Here is an 18,380-nt window from a genome sequence, read left to right as displayed (position 1 = left end):
TTTTCTTTTTAATTACATTACATATTTATATAAAGCATGTGCCACACCATGTTCTTCATTTGATAACGTTTCGTATTTACACATTGCTTTTATTTCTTCTACTGCATTCCCCATTGCAATTGATATGTTCGCTTTTTCCATCATAGAAACATCGTTTAGCCCATCACCTATCGCTACAGTGTTTTCAACTGGAATATTAAGATGTTCTGCTAAAGTATATAATCCATTCCCTTTTTGAGCATCTCGATGATTAATCTCTAAATTGTGCCAATATGAAGATGTAATTGCTAAATCTGTATTATGAAGAAATGTTTCTTTGAGTTTTTTTAATTTCTCAATTTCATAAGAAAATGGTAATAGTTTATGCACATGTATATCTGTTTCTACAATTGGTTTACAACTTTCCGCACTATGAAACGCTGTATGCTCAAGATATAATGCTGCGATTGTTTCTAACTCTTTCAAGTCGAAATTTTCTTTTGAATTCTTCACATGCTCAATTTCATTACGTACACTCTCTACTCCATAATCCGGCACATACACACCTTTATCAGTATAGAGCTGATAATATAAACCATTCTCTTCAAGATATTCTACAATTTCAAGTGCCTGCATATTTTGAATTGGATATCTCTTCATCATTTTTTTATCTTTATATATAAGAGCACCATTTTCCGCAATGATTGGACACTCTAAATCAACTTCTAACAATAATCGCTCAATGTCAACAATTGAACGTCCTGTACAAATTGCTACAACATGGCCAGCTTCTTGACATGTTCGAATTGCTTCTGCATTTTCTTTACTTATCATTTTATTCCCCGAAAGAAGAGTTCCATCTAAATCAATTGCGATTAATTTCATTATTTCTTCACCACTTTCTATAAATACACGAGTTCTAATTAATTATTAGGTATCGTTTTCATACAATCCTCGTGAGGTACTTCTTATTTATAATTTATGAAAAGCGTTTCAGGTCAAGAAATAATTAAAAATAAAATCCAAAGCTTTTCTTTTTAAAAAAGCTTTGGATTTTAAACTATGAATTATAACTAATGTATTTTGTCTCACACATGTACACATTTTTTTCTTCAGTTGGTATATATACTTTAAACTTTTCTAACCGTTTTCCATAGACATGAATCGTAATAACGCTTTCATTTTTGCTAATTTCAAGAATATGACAATCCGCTGGTGGAATTACTTTATCTGTTTCTCCTTCTCCCAAATAAAGATTTCCTGTATGTGTTAAATAAACAAGTGAATTTCCAAGTTGTTTCGTTTGTATAAAGTTCTGCACCATAATCCTTCCTGAAAAAACGCCTTCTACTCCCCATGTGCCGTCATGATCATGTAAAGGTGTAGATTGTCCATCTTTCCATACGAGAGCTAGTACTTCAAAACGTTTGAGCGGATCTTCATACAATAAATGTCGTGCATATTGGGTCAAATTGGCCTTCTGTTTATCTAACGGAAGCCATGTTTTCTTTTCTAAAAGTTCTTCTAGTAACTTTTCAATGCCACACACTATTTCTTCTTCAAATAAACCGTTTTCCATAAGATCTGTAACACCTTTAATAAACTTTTGAAATGATTTACTTCCATTACAAGTCAACATAAGAATCCTCCTCTACGTTTTATACAATTCCATATTAAGGTGATTACCGAAAACTCACAATTGAGAAACAAAAAACAAGATGCAAATGTATGCACCTTGTTAAGATTTTTATTTAGCTTTCAATCGAATAGGTAAGTATTTTAATGTTTGTTCATTTTCCAATATACATTTTTCTAAACAGAAAGATGGAGATAGCTCTATTTTTTCAAAAGCATTTATAAAGGTAGTTAATGCAATCTCAGCCTCTAAACGTGCAAGTGGTGCTCCTAGGCAAAAGTGAGGACCTTTCCCAAAGGTTAAATGCTTTTCATTTCCTGTTCGATGTACATTAAATTGAGAGGCTTGTGAAAATTTTTTCTCGTCTAAATTCGCTGCACTAACCCACGCAACAATCATCTGATCCTTTTTCATTAAAGAACCAAATATATTTGTATCCTCTGTAATCCTCCGGGCTAATGTAACAGGAAAGCGATAGCGTAATACTTCCTCAATCGCTTTTGAAATTAAGTTAGGTTCTTTTCTTAACTCTTCATAAATTCCAGGTGAATCTACTAAAAAGCAATAAAAGCTATTAATAATTAAATTTGTAGTGGTTTCATTCCCAGCTGCTAGTAAACCTAATGAAAAGGTTACAATTTCTTCATCGGTTAATCTTTCGCCTTCATATTCAGCTCGAATTAAATCAGAAATGATATCATCGGTTAAATGATATCTCTTTTCCTGAACAATCGGTAGAAGGTATGCTTTGAATTCATTTAATGCTATCCCTTTCTCAGCATCCAGATCATTAAACTTTTCTTTACTATACGGCATAAATAAAATATCAGACCATTCTTTAATTTTTTTACGATCTGTTGTTGGGACTCCTAATAAATCAGAAATAACGGTAACAGGTAAAGGTGCAGCAAACTGTTCAACGATATTAACTTCACTACATTTTTCGATATGTTGTACAAGTTCATCTGCGATAGCCTGTATTCGAGGTTTCCACTGTTCTAAACTTCTTGGAGTAAATGCCTTAGAAACAATGGAACGTACATTGCGATGTTCTGGTGGATCTGTAGAGTTTATATTTATTCTAGTTTCTAAAGGAGGGATTGAGAATTGTCTGCGCTCCCTTCTACTTGAAAATAAGCGATAATCTGATAAAACACGATTTACATCATCATATAAAAAAACATTCCATACATCCTGCTCTTCATCATAATGAACTGGGTGATTATCCCTCATCAAACGATACCATTCATATGGATTCCATAATTCTTCTTTTGTTTTCAGCTTTGAAATTTCATGAACTAAAATAACATTTTCAGGTGAAGCCATAGTTCTTTCCTCCCTTTTCTTTTACAATAAAAGTGATAGGTCGGCAGTTCAAAGTTGTATAAACTATCATATGTTATTTTAACATATACTAAAGGGGATTTTTCATTAAAGAACTTGAGAAATATATAAGGGGGATTTTTATGTACGTTGATATTTTACTACTAGCAGAATTAACGACCGGACCAAAACATGGATATGAAATCAAAAAAAATGTTCAAAATCGTTTAGGTGAGAATTTTGAATTAAATCACAACATGCTTTACCCTGCCCTTCGGCGCTTTGAAAATATGGGTGCTATAACGAAAAAAATACATAAACAAGTTGGAAAACCAAACCGAAATATGTACGATATAACAGAAACAGGAGAAGAAATTTTTTCTGAAATGTTACGAGAGTTTCCCGAAAAACTTGCGACAAATAATGCAGAATTTCTTGTTCGTATCGCGCTATTTGAAAAACTTGAATATGAAGCTAGAAAAGAGATTTTGACTGTACGTCAAAACGTACTACATAGTCAACTTACCGCTATTCAGTCTCTAGAGGTTACCTCAGCCTTTATTACTGAAGTCATTGAATTTAGTAAATCACGAATTGAACATGAATTGAGTTGGATTACATCACTTATGAAGAAAATATGAAAAAATAACAAAAAAAGCTAAAATTAATGAATGAAAATGATATTTATTATCAATACTATCATTAATAAAAGGGCAACCACGATTTGGCTACCCTTAAAGAATTTACACTTCTGGATCAAATGTTTTGCAATCTGTTTCTTCCGTTGTAGATGCATGTTTACCTTTATGACTTACTACGTAAATTGCCTCTGCACTACATTTATTACCGTTCGCCCAAAATTTACAGTTGTTTACTTCACATAAAACGTCTTGTGCCATAGTATCACACCTCCTTGTTCTATTATCATTAACAAAATTCGGAGGTATGATACTATTTGTCATCCATTTTTCATTCCCTTTTTAGCTTTCTTAATGGTTCAATATCTCCGCGTACAATAGCATCAATATTTCCAGTTATTTTTTCAATATCAAAATGCCACCATTGAATTTGCAATAATTCTTGAATTATTTCATTTGAAAATCTCTCTTTTATTTTATTTGCAGGGTTTCCACCAACAATTGTATATGGTGCGATGTCTCTAGTCACAACAGATTTAGCTGCAATGATTGCACCATCCCCTATTTTTATTCCGGGCATAATTGTTGTATCCATACCAATCCAAACGTCATTTCCTATAACTGTATCACCTTTATAAGGTAAATCAGACAAACTAGGTGTATACTTCTCCCACCCATTTCCAAATATATTAAATGGATATGCCGAAAATCCATCCATCCGATGATTGGCTCCGTTCATAATAAAGTTAACTCCAGATGCAATACAACAAAACTTTCCAATAGTAAGGCGATCTCCAAGAAATTCATAATGATGTAATACTCGATCTTCAAATGTTTCTCCATCTTTCGCATCATAATAAGAATAGTCACCAACAAGTATATTAGGTTTTGTTATTATATTTTTTATAAATTGAACGTTTTGATTGCCTTCAATAGGGTATTTAACATTTGGATTAGGATTCATTTTGTATAGCACTTCCTTTACCACTTATTTCACTTTCTACCGCTATTACTGGCTTTAAATTGTATATAGGTAAAATAAACAATAATCCAATTATAAAAAGTAAAGCCGTCCCTTCATACATCATACTTAATGAAAACATCTCTTTTAATGAGCCAGCTATACTCATCGTTACTACCATTGAACCGGTAAAAAGCGGACTTAAAATACCATTTACACGACCTATAAAATCGGTATCGCTATTTTGAATAATAAGCGTATTAATACCAATTTGGATACAAGGAAGAGCTAAACCACTAAAAAGCTGCGCTGTAAGTGTCACCCATAAATTTGTAGAATATCCTATAATGCCAATACCAATTGCTTGACCAAGCATACCGATAATTAACATCTTTTGCGGAGCAACGTTTTTCGCAAATACCATTGCTAATGCTCCGCCAACAATCATTCCCGCACCATTTACTGTTAGTAGCCACTGTAAACTCTCTTTTGATAATCCTAACTGCTCAGTCACAATAAATATACCTAATGGCTGAATTAATCCTATACCTAGTCCTGCAGCCATAAAACAAAGCCCTAGCAAAGTTAATGCTTTTTTCTTTTTGACATACTTAATACCATCCTTCATCTCCTGCAACAGAGTGATATCCTTCTTTTCTACGGCGTTTTCAAGATCTTTCGGAAGGAATAACAATACAACTGCCGCAAGTAAAAACGAAATACCTGTTATGATGATTGAAATATAAATTCCAAAACTATGAAAGATAAATGTCCCTAGTATTGGTCCTAATACCATAAATATTGCAAATATCGTTTGATATATAGACATTGCTAATTGAATTTGTTCCGTTGATAAATGTTGTTTAAACAACTTCATTCCAGATGGTTGTGAAAACTGTGAAAGGATTGCAGAGATGAGTGTCACAAAAAACACAATTTTCCACGTTCCAAACATAAGCGTAATTAATACAGCGAATACTGAAATGGAACTTAACGTTTCACACCATATCATTGTCTTCTTTGGCTTCCACCTATCAGCAAAAGTACCGCCAATAAATGAAAAAATAAAAATTGGAGCGAATTCAGCAACTGAAATCATCGAAATAGCAAAAGCATCACCTTTTGTCATTTCCATTACATATAGTAATACCGCAAAGTTTCGAACCCATATTCCTATTTGTAAAAATAATGCTGATGCTAAAATCCCTTGAACAAACCGATTTTTTAATACTTGTGATACCCCATTGTTTTGTTTCGTTACTACATTTGTCGACATAAAAAAGCCTCCTATTTCATGTTCTGAACAGGAGGCAGCACAAATCATATAAAAAGACTATATATTCGCAGAGCGAAATACATCCCTTTTCTATAAATGTACAGACTAACCCTATTCAGAAGAATATTTCGTTTTTTAACGAAGATCTCTTACAAATAGAATTAGTTGATCATTGGGATGTTTTCACCCTTCCGTTTCGAATTTAAATAACACATACATACTCTATGTAAATCATTTTCGATGTATGCATGTCTCCTTTTAACTATTCTAGAAAGTTAAAGGCAATTCCTCTAAAGAACGCATTAAATAGTTACCTTGCCATTTAATTTCTTCACGATTCCCTTTTATTTGTAGTTCAGGCATTCGATTAAACAAAGTAGTAATAGCAATCTTTGCTTCTAACCTCGCAAGTGGAGCGCCTAAACAGAAATGGCTACCATGACCAAAGGCAATATGACGATTATTTTCCCGAGTAATATCGAATACTTCTGGGTTTTCAAATACAGTTTCATCACGATTTGCAGAAGCTAAGGCAATGACAACCATATCTCCTTTTTCGATTGTTCGGTCGTGAATTTGAAAAGGTTCCGCTGCCCATCTTGCAGTTGTAACCTCAACTGGAGAATAATAACGCAATCCTTCCTCAATAGCCGAATCAATTAGTTTTGGATTATCTTTTAATAACTGTAATTGATTTGGATTTTCAAGAAGTGCTAATACCGTATTTGTAATTAAATTCACTGTCGTCTCGTGTCCTGCTACAATTAATAGCATTATCATTGAATATAGTTCCCGAGCGCTAAGTTTATGCCCTTCACTCTCTGCAAGTATTAAAGCACTCACTAAGTCTTCTTTTGGCTCTTTTCGTTTAATATCAACTAAATATTGAAGATATGTAATAAACTCAGATAGTTGTTTTTCGGTCTCTTTTATTTCTTCAGGTGTTTCTGGTGATGCAATAACAGCATGAGACCAAATTCTAAATTTCGCTTGATCTTCTTTTGGAATACCGAGCATCTCACTTATTACAATAATCGGTAATGGAAATGAATAATCATCCACAAGATTTAATGTACCTTTTCGCTCTATATCACTTATCAAATCATCTGCTATTCTCTCAATTCTTTTGTCTAATTGTGCAATCATCTTCGGTGTAAAAGCTTTTTGAACTAAAGATCGTAAACGACTGTGGTTAGGTGGATCTGAATTTAGCATATGCGTTGTTAAGTGGTCACTATTATCAACGGAAAGATACATGTTCTTTATATCTTGAGAAAACACATTTGTCCAATCTTTTTTTAAACGATTATCTTTTAAAAGTGGTAGAGCATCTTCATATCTAGTAATGAGCCATTCTTTACCGATTTCAACTTGGTTTACAAATAATATAGGTTGTTTTTTTCGCGATTCTTTATAAATTTCATACGCATCTTCTTTAAACTGAGCTGAAGCTAAATTAATGCCATCCTCTATGCTTAACCCAACTTTGTTTTTCATTGACATTGTATTCCCTCACTCTCATTTGTTTTTGAAAATCAACCCAACATATGCATTATACTCTAATAAAAACGTGAAAATTGTAAATTTTTAATCAAAATCTTACTTCGTATATTGAAAAATAAAAAAGTGAGAGAGTAAAATCGTTTCACTCTCCCACTTCTCTTTATGCGAAGCACATAAAATTACTAATTTGTTGATAGCGATAACTTACTTTACGACGACGACCACCTTGCCACGTGTAACCTGACACTCCATTTCTTCTCACTTCAGTCGGGAAGAACCATAAATCTCTTCCGAAAGGACCAGGACGATGTAAACGTAAATAGCCCCATCTTCCTAGACAGTTACACATCCATGATTTCATATTACCTGGTTGTGCTGGAGAAGCAAATGTAGACGGTAACGACGGCGCTTGTGACGGAGGTGGTGACGTTGGAGCATCTTCTGCATCATCTGGTCTGTAATCTTCTTGTTCAATATCTCTCACTTCATTTGTAGGTTCATACCCGTAGTCATGTGGATTATAATACATCGCTTGATCATATGGATAATTTTGTTGGTTATACATATTAACAAATCACCTTCTTTTCATTCATTACCTTTACCATTCATATGTGATATGCCCTCTCTGGGAAGCTTATGTATAGCCCAAATTCAACTTAAAAAGCTCGTATTATTAAAAATACGAGCCTTTCAAAAATAGAATGTGTTTATTATTTCCTTAACTTCACACTATAAAAACGCATTTCATCTAACGAACCTTCAAATTCAAATACTTCTTGTTTAATTAATTGTTTCAAGCGATATTCTAAGAAAGTATCTCCAACTAACTGTTCAACAAGACCAAGTGCTTCACCAATTACTCTAGGAGCTTTAAGGAACTCTCGATCAGCACCCACACTTTTCGCGCATTCAATTATAAATTGATCAAAATAATCTTCCTGTACAGAATGCACTTCATTTTCTTTCCAAACTCTTAAACATTCTATGCTTTCCGATAATCTATCCCACTCATTTTCAAACTTCATGCGCTTCTCTTCAGTTAAATAAGGTAGCTTTATAAAACTTTTTTGGAATAGAGCTAAACTTTCAGGTGGTAATTCTCCCGTTCCACGAATATCATACTCTTGTTTTAATATTTCTCTACTTGCTTCAGACGTATTAATAACTCGAATATTTTTCTTATCCTTTAATTGTGCCATTACAAAACTTAGGCCTACATGTTCATGTGCATTATCAGCCTTCCAAATTGTAATAGGCGTTTCAACAGGAATAGTATGTAGTTCTTCTATAGTTGCTATAAATCTTGATAAATATTCTTCTTCAAAATAACTATCATAAGCAGTTAAGTTATTTATTAACCACTTCTGTCTTGCTAGTTGCCCCTCATTCGTATGCAACCTATATATCGGTCCAATTGAAAAGAATTCCGAAAAAGCAACAACACTCTCTTCAAATAATTCTTCTTGACTTAACATATATTTTAAGCAACCAGCCGTTGAATCATCAAAAGCAATATGTACGTGCGCACTTTCTTTTACATTCCTTTTATAAGTAGGATTACTCGTTAATTGTTTCGGAATATCCATCAAATTTTTAATTGTATCTTCACTGTAGTTTTCTTCTAATAAGTTTAACTGTATGAGAATACTTTGAAGTAAATCTTTAGCCTCATCTTCGTACATATCCTCTACAGCATTTTTAATTTTATCTATCACACAAATCCCTCTATTCATTTCAAAAATAACGTAGATTATAGTGTATCATTTTAGTATAGTTCTTTAAAGTCAAATCCAGATTGCTACAGCAATCTGGATTTTCAACAAAAGCTCTCCTTATATTTTTGAATTGCTAAATATTTTACTTTGAAAATCTTTGTATCTAAATGTATAATTATATAAAAACAAAAATATAGGAGCTATATTTATGGAGAAAGTACTTACTAATTATAAACATTACTTAAAAAATTGGAGATTTATATTTATTTGCATACTACCTGCTATTGCCTTATTCGTTACTTTCGATGTCATCTTTGAACTACTGTTTCATCAAAATTTCTACTTATCTAACTTAATTTCTGCTATCATATTATTTTTAATATTTATTAACGTTAAAGATAAATTTAAAATTAAAGGCTAAAAAACACTATTTCAAAATAGACCTTTATTATTGCATCCTACTATAAAATAAGGCTCATAGTAGATTTTCGTAAAAAATAAGAGCACCCTGCAATTGGCTGCTCTTATGTGATTAGAGGTTTTTTCTGAGTATTAAGTAGGACACGAAGATCTTGTCCTACTACATAATATATGCTTGTACTTATTATTTCGTGCATGTATTAAGCACCATGTTCAGGTACTTAATATATGCATAGTCATTGCTAAAAAATCTACTCAAATATTCACTGTACAATTTCATATTTATAAATTAAAAAACATCCTCAATGGATGTTTTTTATCTAACGATTTTAAGCTTCCATAAACTTAGCCGGTACACCAATTTTTTCAACTACAGAAGATATATTAGTAGGATTAATCATTACATTTTCAATACATACTAATTTATTTTCTAATATCCCATTCTCTGTAGTAATAAGTTCTTTAAACCGATCTAAAGTCATTGAGAATTTATGTTCACTTCCACCATTCATACTAACTTTTACATACTTCATAGTGTCACCGCCTTTCATAATAATTTACCTTTCGACAAGAAGGCGCTTACATCCTTTTTATTTACTCTTAGATTTCTCACGTTTACATATATTTTGAGAACGGAAACTACTATTATTCACTCACAAAATTATTGCTAATAAAAAAGATAAAGATAAAAATGCACAAAGTGGAATATATAAACCGGTATCCATTCTTGCAAAGTGCGTATCTTTTTGTCGTTTAAAGATACCAAAATAGTTAAATTCACCAATTACTCTAATAGAAAAGACGATCATACAAATCCAGGAACCGACTTGAATAATAACATTAGGAACTGCAAAATGAACAATATTTGCTTGTTGCAACAAAATTATTGCTGCCATACTTAATAATAATGCAATGAACAATGTCATTCCGGCGCGAGGTGTAAACGCCTTTTCCCCTGATTTAGTTGGAATAACACTATTTGTCCCCCAATTACCTCCGAAAGCCCAATATACATGTAAAAAGCTAACTAAGAATAATATACAAGCAGATATATATGTAATGATAAGCATTTTATCCTCCCCTTATTTTAGTTCCTATCTATAAAATATGCTATTCCCCTCCGCAATAGCAACCTTCATTTCATTACATAAAAAAACCGTAATGATTTATCAATATTAAGATAAGTCATTACGGGGTTATTAAACTTCATTATGCATTATACCTATTTCTTCGGCGTTCCATCCTTGTTTGACCTTGAACGGCATTTTCTTTGTATGGATCTATTTGCTCTGTCATTTCATATGTTGCAACTGGTTCTTCGTACTTATACTCATGGATTTTTTCTGGCATTTTACTTTTAGATTCTTTCCCACCAAACTTAAATAGTTTCATCTTTAATTTCGGTAATCTCGGAAGACGAATCTTAAATGATAATCTTTTGCGTTTCTTTTTTGGTCCAAGTAGATTTATATTTTCTTTATTATTATCTTTCTCTTTGCGGTGAATGAACATCGCAAGTAATCCTCCTATTACAAGTCCTCCAATTAATAGTAATATATATACATAATGGCTTGTCATTAAACTCATTATGCGTTCAAGTATGACTAACGACTGTACTTCTTTTATATCCCATAGTAAAGCGGCCCATAATGAGAATAAGCCCAAAGTAAGTCCATATGTACGAAAACGGAATAAACATGGAATTAACGCGACACATGCAGCAATTTTCGCATTTGCTATGATTGAGCTTGTTGCAATATCTTGATGCCAAATAACTAACAGTAGTGTTATAAATGGCGCATACGCTATCCAACTGCATATACGTGAATACATCTTTTTAGCAAAATAACTACCGAAACTAGTAAAAAATAAAAGCCCTCCAATATATATAGATTGTTCTAAAGGGATTTGCTTTGTAAGTCCTGCAATTGGAAAGAGGCCGCTCAGTAGCATTAAGAGCACATCTAATTTCTTCACAATTCCCCATTCCTTTCAAATTTTTTCAATTAATAAAAATCGTTTTTCCATATGATATAGTTTTTGTATTTCTAAAAAACATATTAATCCTGTCTGCACATAAAGTAAATATGTAAACGAAAAGATACTTGACAAAGGATATCCTTATTTACATAAAAAAATGACAAATCCTGATCGATATAACGAGCAGGATTTGTTTACTAGTATTTAAAGTAGAATAATTGAATCTTTCTTTTCTACTTTTACTACATCTACATCCAATTCATCATCAAATTCTTTAAACTCTCTTGCATCTATGTCAGTAATATAACTCTTTATTACCTTTTCCATATGCATGGAATATGTCATGTGTACATTCTTTTTCGAAAGCATACTAGAATTACAGCACATGTAATGTATCATTTTAGCGATATAATCCCTTTCTACAGGTTTTACACCTAATGGTAGAATTTCAAGTATATATCGCTGAAAAATCCCACTACAATTAAGTGAATATTCACCAGTGCTATAATACATCCCTTTTTGATCTGCATATAAGCCAATGCTATCTAGAGCATCATCACATTCTATTACACCGTAACTTGGTACATCAAAACCTGTATTTATTCTAATAATATTTAAATTTGGAACCTTTAACACCTCTGGAACAATATCAGGTAAAATATCTGTATTAATTTCTTTATTTTGTAACTTTTTTATCCAATACCTTCTCAAATTTGCATCTACAATGAAGTAAACTTGTTCATTTTGTTCTTTTGCATATTTTACAATTTCCATTAATGTTTCGGAAACATATTGTTTAAAAAGAGCTCCCATATCATTTCTCTTTGATGGTTGTGGTAAAAATGCATTATGTTTATTTATATTTAATAATACGTAATCAATCGTTTGCCATTCTGTATTCCCATATAATTTATATAAAATTTCTTTTCCTTTTATTTTTGAAAGAATAGGTAAGAAATCAAATTTCGATATTCGTTCAATTGATAAATTAACATATATACAAGGTAAATTTATCTTATTCCAACTACGCTTCAAAAATCCTTTTTGCTCTAATAAACTAAAAACACTATTTACAATTGTTTTACGCGATACACTTTGGCCTATAAATAAATTAATAAATGTTGAAATACGGTTTGCTCGTGCAAATCCCTCTCTAATGATTTGTTTTGGATCAATTTTTTCTCGTCCATCACAATTTTTCAATGCGATTAATGCTAATGTCGCATCACTGCGCTCGCCCGCGGTAGCATAGACAGCTTTCGTAACATCATCTACAAGATTTGTTTTATATTTTTGGCAATATTGCATTTTATATGGATTTTGTAACACCTTTTCAATATTGTATCTCACAACCTTTAATAACACTGGAAAATCTGTATTCAATACATAAGTATTTTCACCAACTTTAGTCAAAATAATTTCACTATCAAGTAATGCTTGTTCTATTTCCAGCACTATATTTTCAGACCAAACCTCTAATGTTAATGTCTCTAATCCTTTTGGTGCAAATAAAGGAAATAATTCATTTTTGTTATTTGTTGCTACCTTTTTACATTCTGGAAGTATTGTGAAATAAGAGAATTTACGCTGAAATTCTTTAAATAAATACTCTCTTTCCTTTACTTTTATACCCGGTTCTATTTTAGTACCTTGAACTTTATAAATTCTCTCATTGTATGGAAATAACACCCTTTTATTTTCCCCTACAATATAATCTTTCGGATATTGGAGAATATGGTCTAGATCCACCTCTCCCCCTATTTGAAAATCATCTTTTAAATTTCTAAATATTTTAATCCATTTCATACCGGTTGTAGCTTGTTGTATTTTTAGTTTTACAAACCGTATTTTTTTATTATTTGACGCAAACTCTGAGGTAGAAATCAATATCATGCCTCGTTTCCGTCTTAAAAGTAAAGGAATATCTGGATGATTATATTCTTGATATTAAGACGATTTTTATGAACATTTCGTATAAGTGTGATTTTACTGATTAAAGCTATTTTCAAAGAAGACATATCAGCGATAATTTATGTCTATTTCTTATAGGTGTTAGCAAGTTTGTTTGCAAACTTGTTAGCACTTTTTTATTTAAATAACTCATACATTTCTTTTTACTTTACTGATTATATTCCCAATTGCGTACTAATTATGTAGGTTCGTCTACCTACCATATTTCAGACAAAATAGCCGGTACGGATTGATGCCAACAGGGTAATGGCAATATAAGTCTTCTTTCTTCTATTATTTTATTTCCAAGTATGTATATCATATTTTTCATTAATAGAATAAGAGAATTTAATAGTAATGACGATAAATTCATATATCTTATTTATATATATTATGTTATAGTTTCATATGTTAATTAATTACAATATTTTTCAAAAAGAGTATACATAGTCATATCAATCATGTTATTTGGGATAGGTTTTTCTTTAAATTAGGAATTAAATAAAGAATCATAAAAACGCGCTAGGTACAACTAAGAAAGAAACGGGATAAAGAATAAGTCATTGGGGGACTAGTAATGAAACATAAAGTGTTATCGGTAGCATTACCAATTTTGCTAATTAGTGGAGTAGGTTGTTCAAAAGAAGATACAGAAAAGAAAAAGACTGATAATTTACAAGTAGCTGAAGCGGAATCTAATAAAAAGGCCTTAGAGACTGTAAACAAAGAAGTAGATAAACTACGCAAAGAAAAAGATGAATTAGAGAAGAAAGTAGCTGAAGCGGAATCTGATAAAAAGGCTTTAGAGACCGCAAACAAAGAAGTAGATAGACTACGCAAAGAAAAAGATGAATTAGAGAAGAAAATAGTTAAAGAACCAGGAATCAAAGAACAAGAAAGAAAAGAAAAAGACCCCCTAACAGATGTCCATGGCCCTATAACGATAAAACAGTATCAAGAAAAGATGGAGACACTTGTTAATCAGTTTTCAAGGGAGCTGCAAGCTACAAAACCGATATTTGCAAAGGATCAAACATTAAAAACAAATCAAATGGAGTTAAAGAAACAATTTGAAGTAGTCAAGGGAGAACTTAGGAAGTTAAAAGAACTTGACCCACCTAAGGCTTATGATTATTTCAAAGTGCAACTAAGAGACGATGCTAAAGTAATTGAAATATGCATAGAACAAATATTTGTAGGTTTAGATGAAAAAGATACTGAAAAGGTTGATTCAAGTTTAAAAGCTATGTATGGATATATAGATACTATGGGTTTGACACTAGACGAAATAAGAAAATTAGAAGGTTAATCCTTAGAAAAGAGTTATTTGTTAATGAAATATAAATTACTAAATTTATCTACCCCTGTATTTCTTGTACCAGGGGTAGATTTGAGAATGATGACAACATAAGTTAAGGTATTAAATTTCGTTGAAGTTAAAAAATAATAAATACTTTAAAAAAAGAGAGTTACCTATTGGTAACTCTCTTTTTTTATTAGATAAGATTATTTTTCAATACTGTCTAAAATTCAAATTATTATTACTTAAATATCTTTATATAAAACACATGGAAATATTTACTTCGTTTCAAAAACGTTATATTATTATATTTATTAATTATGTATTTTAAATTCAAAAAAGGAGATGAAGTTTTGATTAAAACTAGAACTGTCATATTAGTTGTCTTTATAGCTATAATTTTTTGTTTCTCTATTAAAGTAATATTCGGTGATAAACCGGCATCGAATACAGAGTCATCTACTAAAGTTAAAGATGCTACCTCTGAACCACAAAAAGAAAAACTGTCCGCACAACTAGATACGTTAGATTATAATAAGGAGACAAACAAACTCAAATTATCTTTAACTACCAATATTCCTGATTCTACAAAAGCAACCATAAAAGTATATAGTTCAAAAAAATCAGATGAATACAATTATACTGCTACAAGTAGTGAGGTATTTAAAGATGGCAAATTACAAACAACTATTTCCCCGTCACAAATTGTCGAAAACGGACAATACTATGTGAAAATACTAATTGATGTTTCAACTGCAGAATATACTTCTACAAATAAACATCTCATTGATAAACTTGGAAGTAAATATGAAGTAGAAAAACAATATAGCGGAGATACATTAGTAAAAATTCACAATATTTCTTACGATAAATATAAAATTGATATTGACACAAAAAATATAATATCTATTGAAAACGGCTTTTCTGAACAAGAAGCGCAACAAGAACGAGCTAAAATAAAAAAAGAACAAGAACAACGCGAACAACAAGCAGTACAACAGCCTAAACAAAATGAAGTTCAGACTACAACTGTTGATGCAAACAGTAAGGGTGAAGCGTGGCTAAAGTTATCCGAAGCAGAGAAACGAACATTAACAAACCGACTAATCAGTAACTGGAAGTCTAATGGCTACACAGTTACAGTTGATGCTGATTGGTTTATCGGAGCTTTAGATGCATTCTATGGAACCCCAGAAACAAACGTAAATACAATCGCGGATGCTATGACTCTATCTGGTGTCGCTGGTGGAGTAGTAAAAAATAAAAAAATTCGACCGCCTGTAATAGGCGGTCTTTTCTACGTTCATTAAGCGCACATGTTACTTCACATTCACATACGTTGGACTAGCCGTAATATAGTACGTATGCCCTTTCGAATTGTGTGCCTTATACTGCGGATAGCCATTTACATCAACTTTAGCATCGATAGTAAAGCCGAGTCCTGCGTCAACAGTGCCTGCTAGGTATGATCTATTCCATGTAGCTTTCGTATAAAAGTTTAAATCGTTTACTTTCGATACGACACGTTTACCTAATACGTTATTATTTACCGATACATTACCTTTATTATAATGAATATAGGACGAATTATATTTAACCCATTGCTCGCCACCTAAGTTTAACCAATTACCGTTAGGTCCGTTAGACTCAGCGAATACTTTGTACGCTTCGCCTTGTTTTAATTTACGAATCACACTGTAATTAGTACCAGGACCTTTTCTTAAATTAACGTTAGTGCCATCGATGTATGCTACACCGTTAGAAGGCGTTACAGTAACGGTAAGTTTCTCGACCTCTGGCTTAGTAGGTTTTTCCGGTACTACAACGGATACTTGACCGTTTTCGTACGCTTTCTTTACATCAGCACGGAACTGAGCGATAGAGATACCGTATGAAGCTAAGTATGCACGGGGGTCTTCGTGATCAGTACCACCTAATTTACGTGTTACATCTTCGTGAGTCCATAAGCCTTGTTCGACTGTTAATCCGTTGTCTTTCAGGATTTTCGCTAGTAACTTAACATAACGCTCATACGAAGATTTAAATTTTGCTGAATTACTAGATTCAGAAAGCTCAACGTGGACAAATCGTTTATTTGCCGCTGGCCCCGCGCCATAAGCGATATACTTCGTATCTGCGATTTGAATCGTTTCGTTCCAATCTACCGCAAAATGAACGAATGCATTTCGCCAAGTCCTAGCTTCATAGTTTCGAATATTAATAGCAGGTGCTTCCGGAGTGGCGGTCGAATGAGCTACAACGCCCTCGTAAGCACCTACACCATAACGGTATGGTTTTTTCGGTAAATCAGGAATAATAAGTGTTCTATCAGCAAAAGCACTTGTAGCAAAAGAACTAGCAAGTACTAGAATCATAAGTAAAGAGGTGATATGTTTCATTGTCTTTTTCATTTAGCATCAACATCCTTTTTCATAATTTTTGTGTGGTCAAATAATCCACTTGCTGACAGTCCAATGATGATTCCTTGAAATACATTTGTTTTGATATCTCTGTCCAAAAATAAAACGCCTAGCACTATGCCAAGCGTTAAATTTAATAACGGAACATATTTTGTTTGTAATCCAATTGTTTTTCCAATTTGTGAAAGACCAACTACAATTCCAATCATTACAGAAATTTCAAACATTACATACCACCTCCTTTCATTAAGAAAGTGAGAATGCCACCAACAATTCCGCCAACTATAAGTCGCAAAATCCAGGTAGTATTGGCGCTGATTTTATCTAGTTGTTTGTTGATATTGATAATGTCTTTTTCGTTACCTGTTGTCCGCATTTCTAAACTTTTAATCTCTAAGCGAATGTCCTTAATATCTTGCTTTATTTCCTGAACATCGCTTCTTACTTCTTGTAACCCTTCCACTTTGACCACCTCATTTCAAAATAAAAAAGAGAGACAGTTATTTGTCCCTCTTTTGTTATAAAAGCCGTATTTTGTGCAAAATAAAAAACAGCTTATGGCTGCTCTATTCGCGTTGTATTTTCAGTTGCTTGTGTCTCTTGCGGAGGGCATTGACCAGTAAATGAGAAATAATCATCAGAACAAAGTTTCTTTTTCCCAAAACCCGTTTCTAATTCATACAAACGCGCGCCACGTTTACATATTTCGCATCTTGTTGCAATACGGAAATATATCGTTCCATCCGTTTCCCCCCACACCTCTACTTTATTGGCACCATATAAACCAGCATTGTTTAGCATATCAAAAGGAATTCGCACAAATACTCCGTTTTCGTTTCTTTCTGAATCTACTAACCTCCCAGCAAATGGAGCGCCTTGCCCCGCTTGTAAGGGATAACCTTGTAAATCTTTGTAATCATCCATATATTTTCCTCCTAAACGTTAGGTAGCTTGTACCATTGTCCTGCCATTCCCATAAAATAAAACCCATAACCTTGACCGCCATCAAAGAAACGAATGGACCCAGCTTGGCCCATTTTATTACGCCCTAAATTTATTCCCTGCGTTAGAATAGGTTGATTTATGAATACATCCTTTTCTGTACTTATATCAAAGGTCTGCCCATGAGCAGCTGGACCTATGTTGTTATTTACGCTGCCTATAGCAATTCTATTAAACGGTTGAAGACCATCGGCCCTTTCTGCTGCCGCACGATCCCAGTTATACATGCAAGCGTAGTTACCACTAACCAATGTTATCCTGAACACAAACAGCTCTA

22 protein-coding genes are annotated in these 18,380 nt (G+C 32.6%); 4 read left to right on the top strand and 18 right to left on the bottom strand.

What is annotated here, in order from left to right:
- Window positions 1-12 precede the first annotated feature (12 nt).
- The 3 genes from HMPREF1014_RS13165 to HMPREF1014_RS13155 form a co-directional block, all read right to left on the bottom strand.
- Window positions 13-864, bottom strand: coding sequence for a Cof-type HAD-IIB family hydrolase (locus HMPREF1014_RS13165; protein ID WP_000766385.1), 852 nt, complete (start codon window positions 862-864; stop codon window positions 13-15).
- 175 nt (window positions 865-1,039) lie between these two features.
- On the bottom strand, window positions 1,040-1,618 hold the full coding sequence (locus HMPREF1014_RS13160) for a cysteine dioxygenase family protein (protein WP_000954437.1): 579 nt from the start codon (window positions 1,616-1,618) through the stop codon (window positions 1,040-1,042).
- 108 nt (window positions 1,619-1,726) lie between these two features.
- Window positions 1,727-2,941 (bottom strand): cytochrome P450, encoded by a 1,215-nt coding sequence (locus HMPREF1014_RS13155; protein WP_000168014.1) that lies wholly within the window; start codon window positions 2,939-2,941, stop codon window positions 1,727-1,729.
- A 140-nt stretch (window positions 2,942-3,081) separates the two neighbouring features.
- Between HMPREF1014_RS13155 and HMPREF1014_RS13150 the strand changes: the two genes are divergently transcribed.
- Entirely contained in the window at window positions 3,082-3,579 is a 498-nt protein-coding gene (locus HMPREF1014_RS13150; protein ID WP_000289122.1) for a PadR family transcriptional regulator, read from the top strand.
- Between the two features lie 102 nt (window positions 3,580-3,681).
- Here the strand turns inward: HMPREF1014_RS13150 and HMPREF1014_RS13145 are convergent, their stop codons facing one another.
- The 6 genes from HMPREF1014_RS13145 to HMPREF1014_RS13120 all read right to left on the bottom strand — a co-directional run bounded on the left by HMPREF1014_RS13145 (window position 3,682) and on the right by HMPREF1014_RS13120 (window position 9,031).
- On the bottom strand, window positions 3,682-3,837 hold the full coding sequence (locus HMPREF1014_RS13145) for a DUF1540 domain-containing protein (RefSeq protein ID WP_000046095.1): 156 nt from the start codon (window positions 3,835-3,837) through the stop codon (window positions 3,682-3,684).
- Between the two features lie 70 nt (window positions 3,838-3,907).
- Window positions 3,908-4,540, bottom strand: coding sequence for a Vat family streptogramin A O-acetyltransferase (locus tag HMPREF1014_RS13140; protein WP_001069248.1), 633 nt, complete (start codon window positions 4,538-4,540; stop codon window positions 3,908-3,910).
- The gene (locus HMPREF1014_RS13135; protein WP_000106393.1) at window positions 4,530-5,813 is read right to left on the bottom strand and encodes an MFS transporter; all 1,284 of its coding nucleotides are present in this window, start codon (window positions 5,811-5,813) and stop codon (window positions 4,530-4,532) included. Before HMPREF1014_RS13135 ends, HMPREF1014_RS13140 begins: the two co-directional genes overlap by 11 nt.
- Before the next feature lie 267 nt (window positions 5,814-6,080).
- Complete coding sequence (locus HMPREF1014_RS13130; protein ID WP_000062127.1) at window positions 6,081-7,316, bottom strand: cytochrome P450 family protein; 1,236 nt, start codon at window positions 7,314-7,316, stop codon at window positions 6,081-6,083.
- Between the two features lie 160 nt (window positions 7,317-7,476).
- Window positions 7,477-7,881 (bottom strand): hypothetical protein, encoded by a 405-nt coding sequence (locus HMPREF1014_RS13125; RefSeq protein ID WP_000282680.1) that lies wholly within the window; start codon window positions 7,879-7,881, stop codon window positions 7,477-7,479.
- Between the two features lie 145 nt (window positions 7,882-8,026).
- Window positions 8,027-9,031 carry a DUF1835 domain-containing protein gene (locus HMPREF1014_RS13120; RefSeq protein ID WP_000565683.1) on the bottom strand — a complete coding sequence of 335 codons (1,005 nt, stop codon included), beginning with the start codon at window positions 9,029-9,031 and terminating at the stop codon, window positions 8,027-8,029.
- A 208-nt stretch (window positions 9,032-9,239) separates the two neighbouring features.
- On the opposite strand from HMPREF1014_RS13120, the gene HMPREF1014_RS13115 reads away from it, so the two are divergent.
- Window positions 9,240-9,452: a hypothetical protein gene (locus tag HMPREF1014_RS13115; protein WP_000416826.1), complete on the top strand. Its 213-nt coding sequence runs from the start codon at window positions 9,240-9,242 to the stop codon at window positions 9,450-9,452.
- A 328-nt stretch (window positions 9,453-9,780) separates the two neighbouring features.
- Here HMPREF1014_RS13115 and HMPREF1014_RS13110 read toward each other — a convergent pair whose 3' ends face one another.
- The 4 genes from HMPREF1014_RS13110 to HMPREF1014_RS13095 all read right to left on the bottom strand — a co-directional run bounded on the left by HMPREF1014_RS13110 (window position 9,781) and on the right by HMPREF1014_RS13095 (window position 13,318).
- Window positions 9,781-9,984 carry a hypothetical protein gene (locus HMPREF1014_RS13110; protein ID WP_000878372.1) on the bottom strand — a complete coding sequence of 68 codons (204 nt, stop codon included), beginning with the start codon at window positions 9,982-9,984 and terminating at the stop codon, window positions 9,781-9,783.
- A gap of 120 nt (window positions 9,985-10,104) precedes the next feature.
- Window positions 10,105-10,521 (bottom strand): DUF3995 domain-containing protein, encoded by a 417-nt coding sequence (locus HMPREF1014_RS13105; RefSeq protein ID WP_000905571.1) that lies wholly within the window; start codon window positions 10,519-10,521, stop codon window positions 10,105-10,107.
- A gap of 139 nt (window positions 10,522-10,660) precedes the next feature.
- Entirely contained in the window at window positions 10,661-11,428 is a 768-nt protein-coding gene (locus tag HMPREF1014_RS13100) for a DUF3959 family protein (protein ID WP_000732176.1), read from the bottom strand.
- 207 nt (window positions 11,429-11,635) lie between these two features.
- A complete protein-coding gene (locus HMPREF1014_RS13095; protein WP_000626123.1) occupies window positions 11,636-13,318 on the bottom strand; it encodes an RNaseH domain-containing protein in 1,683 nt (560 codons plus the stop codon).
- A 640-nt stretch (window positions 13,319-13,958) separates the two neighbouring features.
- On the opposite strand from HMPREF1014_RS13095, the gene HMPREF1014_RS13090 reads away from it, so the two are divergent.
- Window positions 13,959-14,690, top strand: a complete 732-nt coding sequence (locus HMPREF1014_RS13090; protein ID WP_000681208.1) for a coiled-coil domain-containing protein — start codon at window positions 13,959-13,961, stop codon at window positions 14,688-14,690.
- Between the two features lie 344 nt (window positions 14,691-15,034).
- Entirely contained in the window at window positions 15,035-15,991 is a 957-nt protein-coding gene (locus HMPREF1014_RS13085) for a hypothetical protein (protein WP_000598245.1), read from the top strand.
- Between the two features lie 9 nt (window positions 15,992-16,000).
- Here HMPREF1014_RS13085 and HMPREF1014_RS13080 read toward each other — a convergent pair whose 3' ends face one another.
- From HMPREF1014_RS13080 to HMPREF1014_RS13060, 5 genes are all read right to left on the bottom strand, one after another.
- The gene (locus tag HMPREF1014_RS13080; RefSeq protein WP_000753410.1) at window positions 16,001-17,092 is read right to left on the bottom strand and encodes an N-acetylmuramoyl-L-alanine amidase; all 1,092 of its coding nucleotides are present in this window, start codon (window positions 17,090-17,092) and stop codon (window positions 16,001-16,003) included.
- Window positions 17,089-17,328, bottom strand: a complete 240-nt coding sequence (locus tag HMPREF1014_RS13075; RefSeq protein ID WP_000461703.1) for a hypothetical protein — start codon at window positions 17,326-17,328, stop codon at window positions 17,089-17,091. The genes HMPREF1014_RS13080 and HMPREF1014_RS13075 overlap by 4 nt, the downstream gene beginning before the upstream one ends.
- On the bottom strand, window positions 17,328-17,564 hold the full coding sequence (locus tag HMPREF1014_RS13070; protein ID WP_000398738.1) for a hemolysin XhlA family protein: 237 nt from the start codon (window positions 17,562-17,564) through the stop codon (window positions 17,328-17,330). The genes HMPREF1014_RS13075 and HMPREF1014_RS13070 overlap by 1 nt, the downstream gene beginning before the upstream one ends.
- 92 nt (window positions 17,565-17,656) lie before the next feature.
- Window positions 17,657-18,025 carry a hypothetical protein gene (locus HMPREF1014_RS13065; RefSeq protein WP_000342980.1) on the bottom strand — a complete coding sequence of 123 codons (369 nt, stop codon included), beginning with the start codon at window positions 18,023-18,025 and terminating at the stop codon, window positions 17,657-17,659.
- An 11-nt stretch (window positions 18,026-18,036) separates the two neighbouring features.
- The coding region (locus tag HMPREF1014_RS13060; protein WP_009326986.1) for a hypothetical protein at window positions 18,037-18,380 on the bottom strand (344 nt) is incomplete at its 5' end.

This window comes from Bacillus sp. 7_6_55CFAA_CT2 (assembly GCF_000238655.1).
Taxonomy (GTDB): Bacteria; Bacillota; Bacilli; order Bacillales; family Bacillaceae_G; genus Bacillus_A; species Bacillus_A cereus.
Note: the sequence above shows the minus strand (reverse complement) of the source record. Positions and strands in the feature narration are given on the sequence as shown.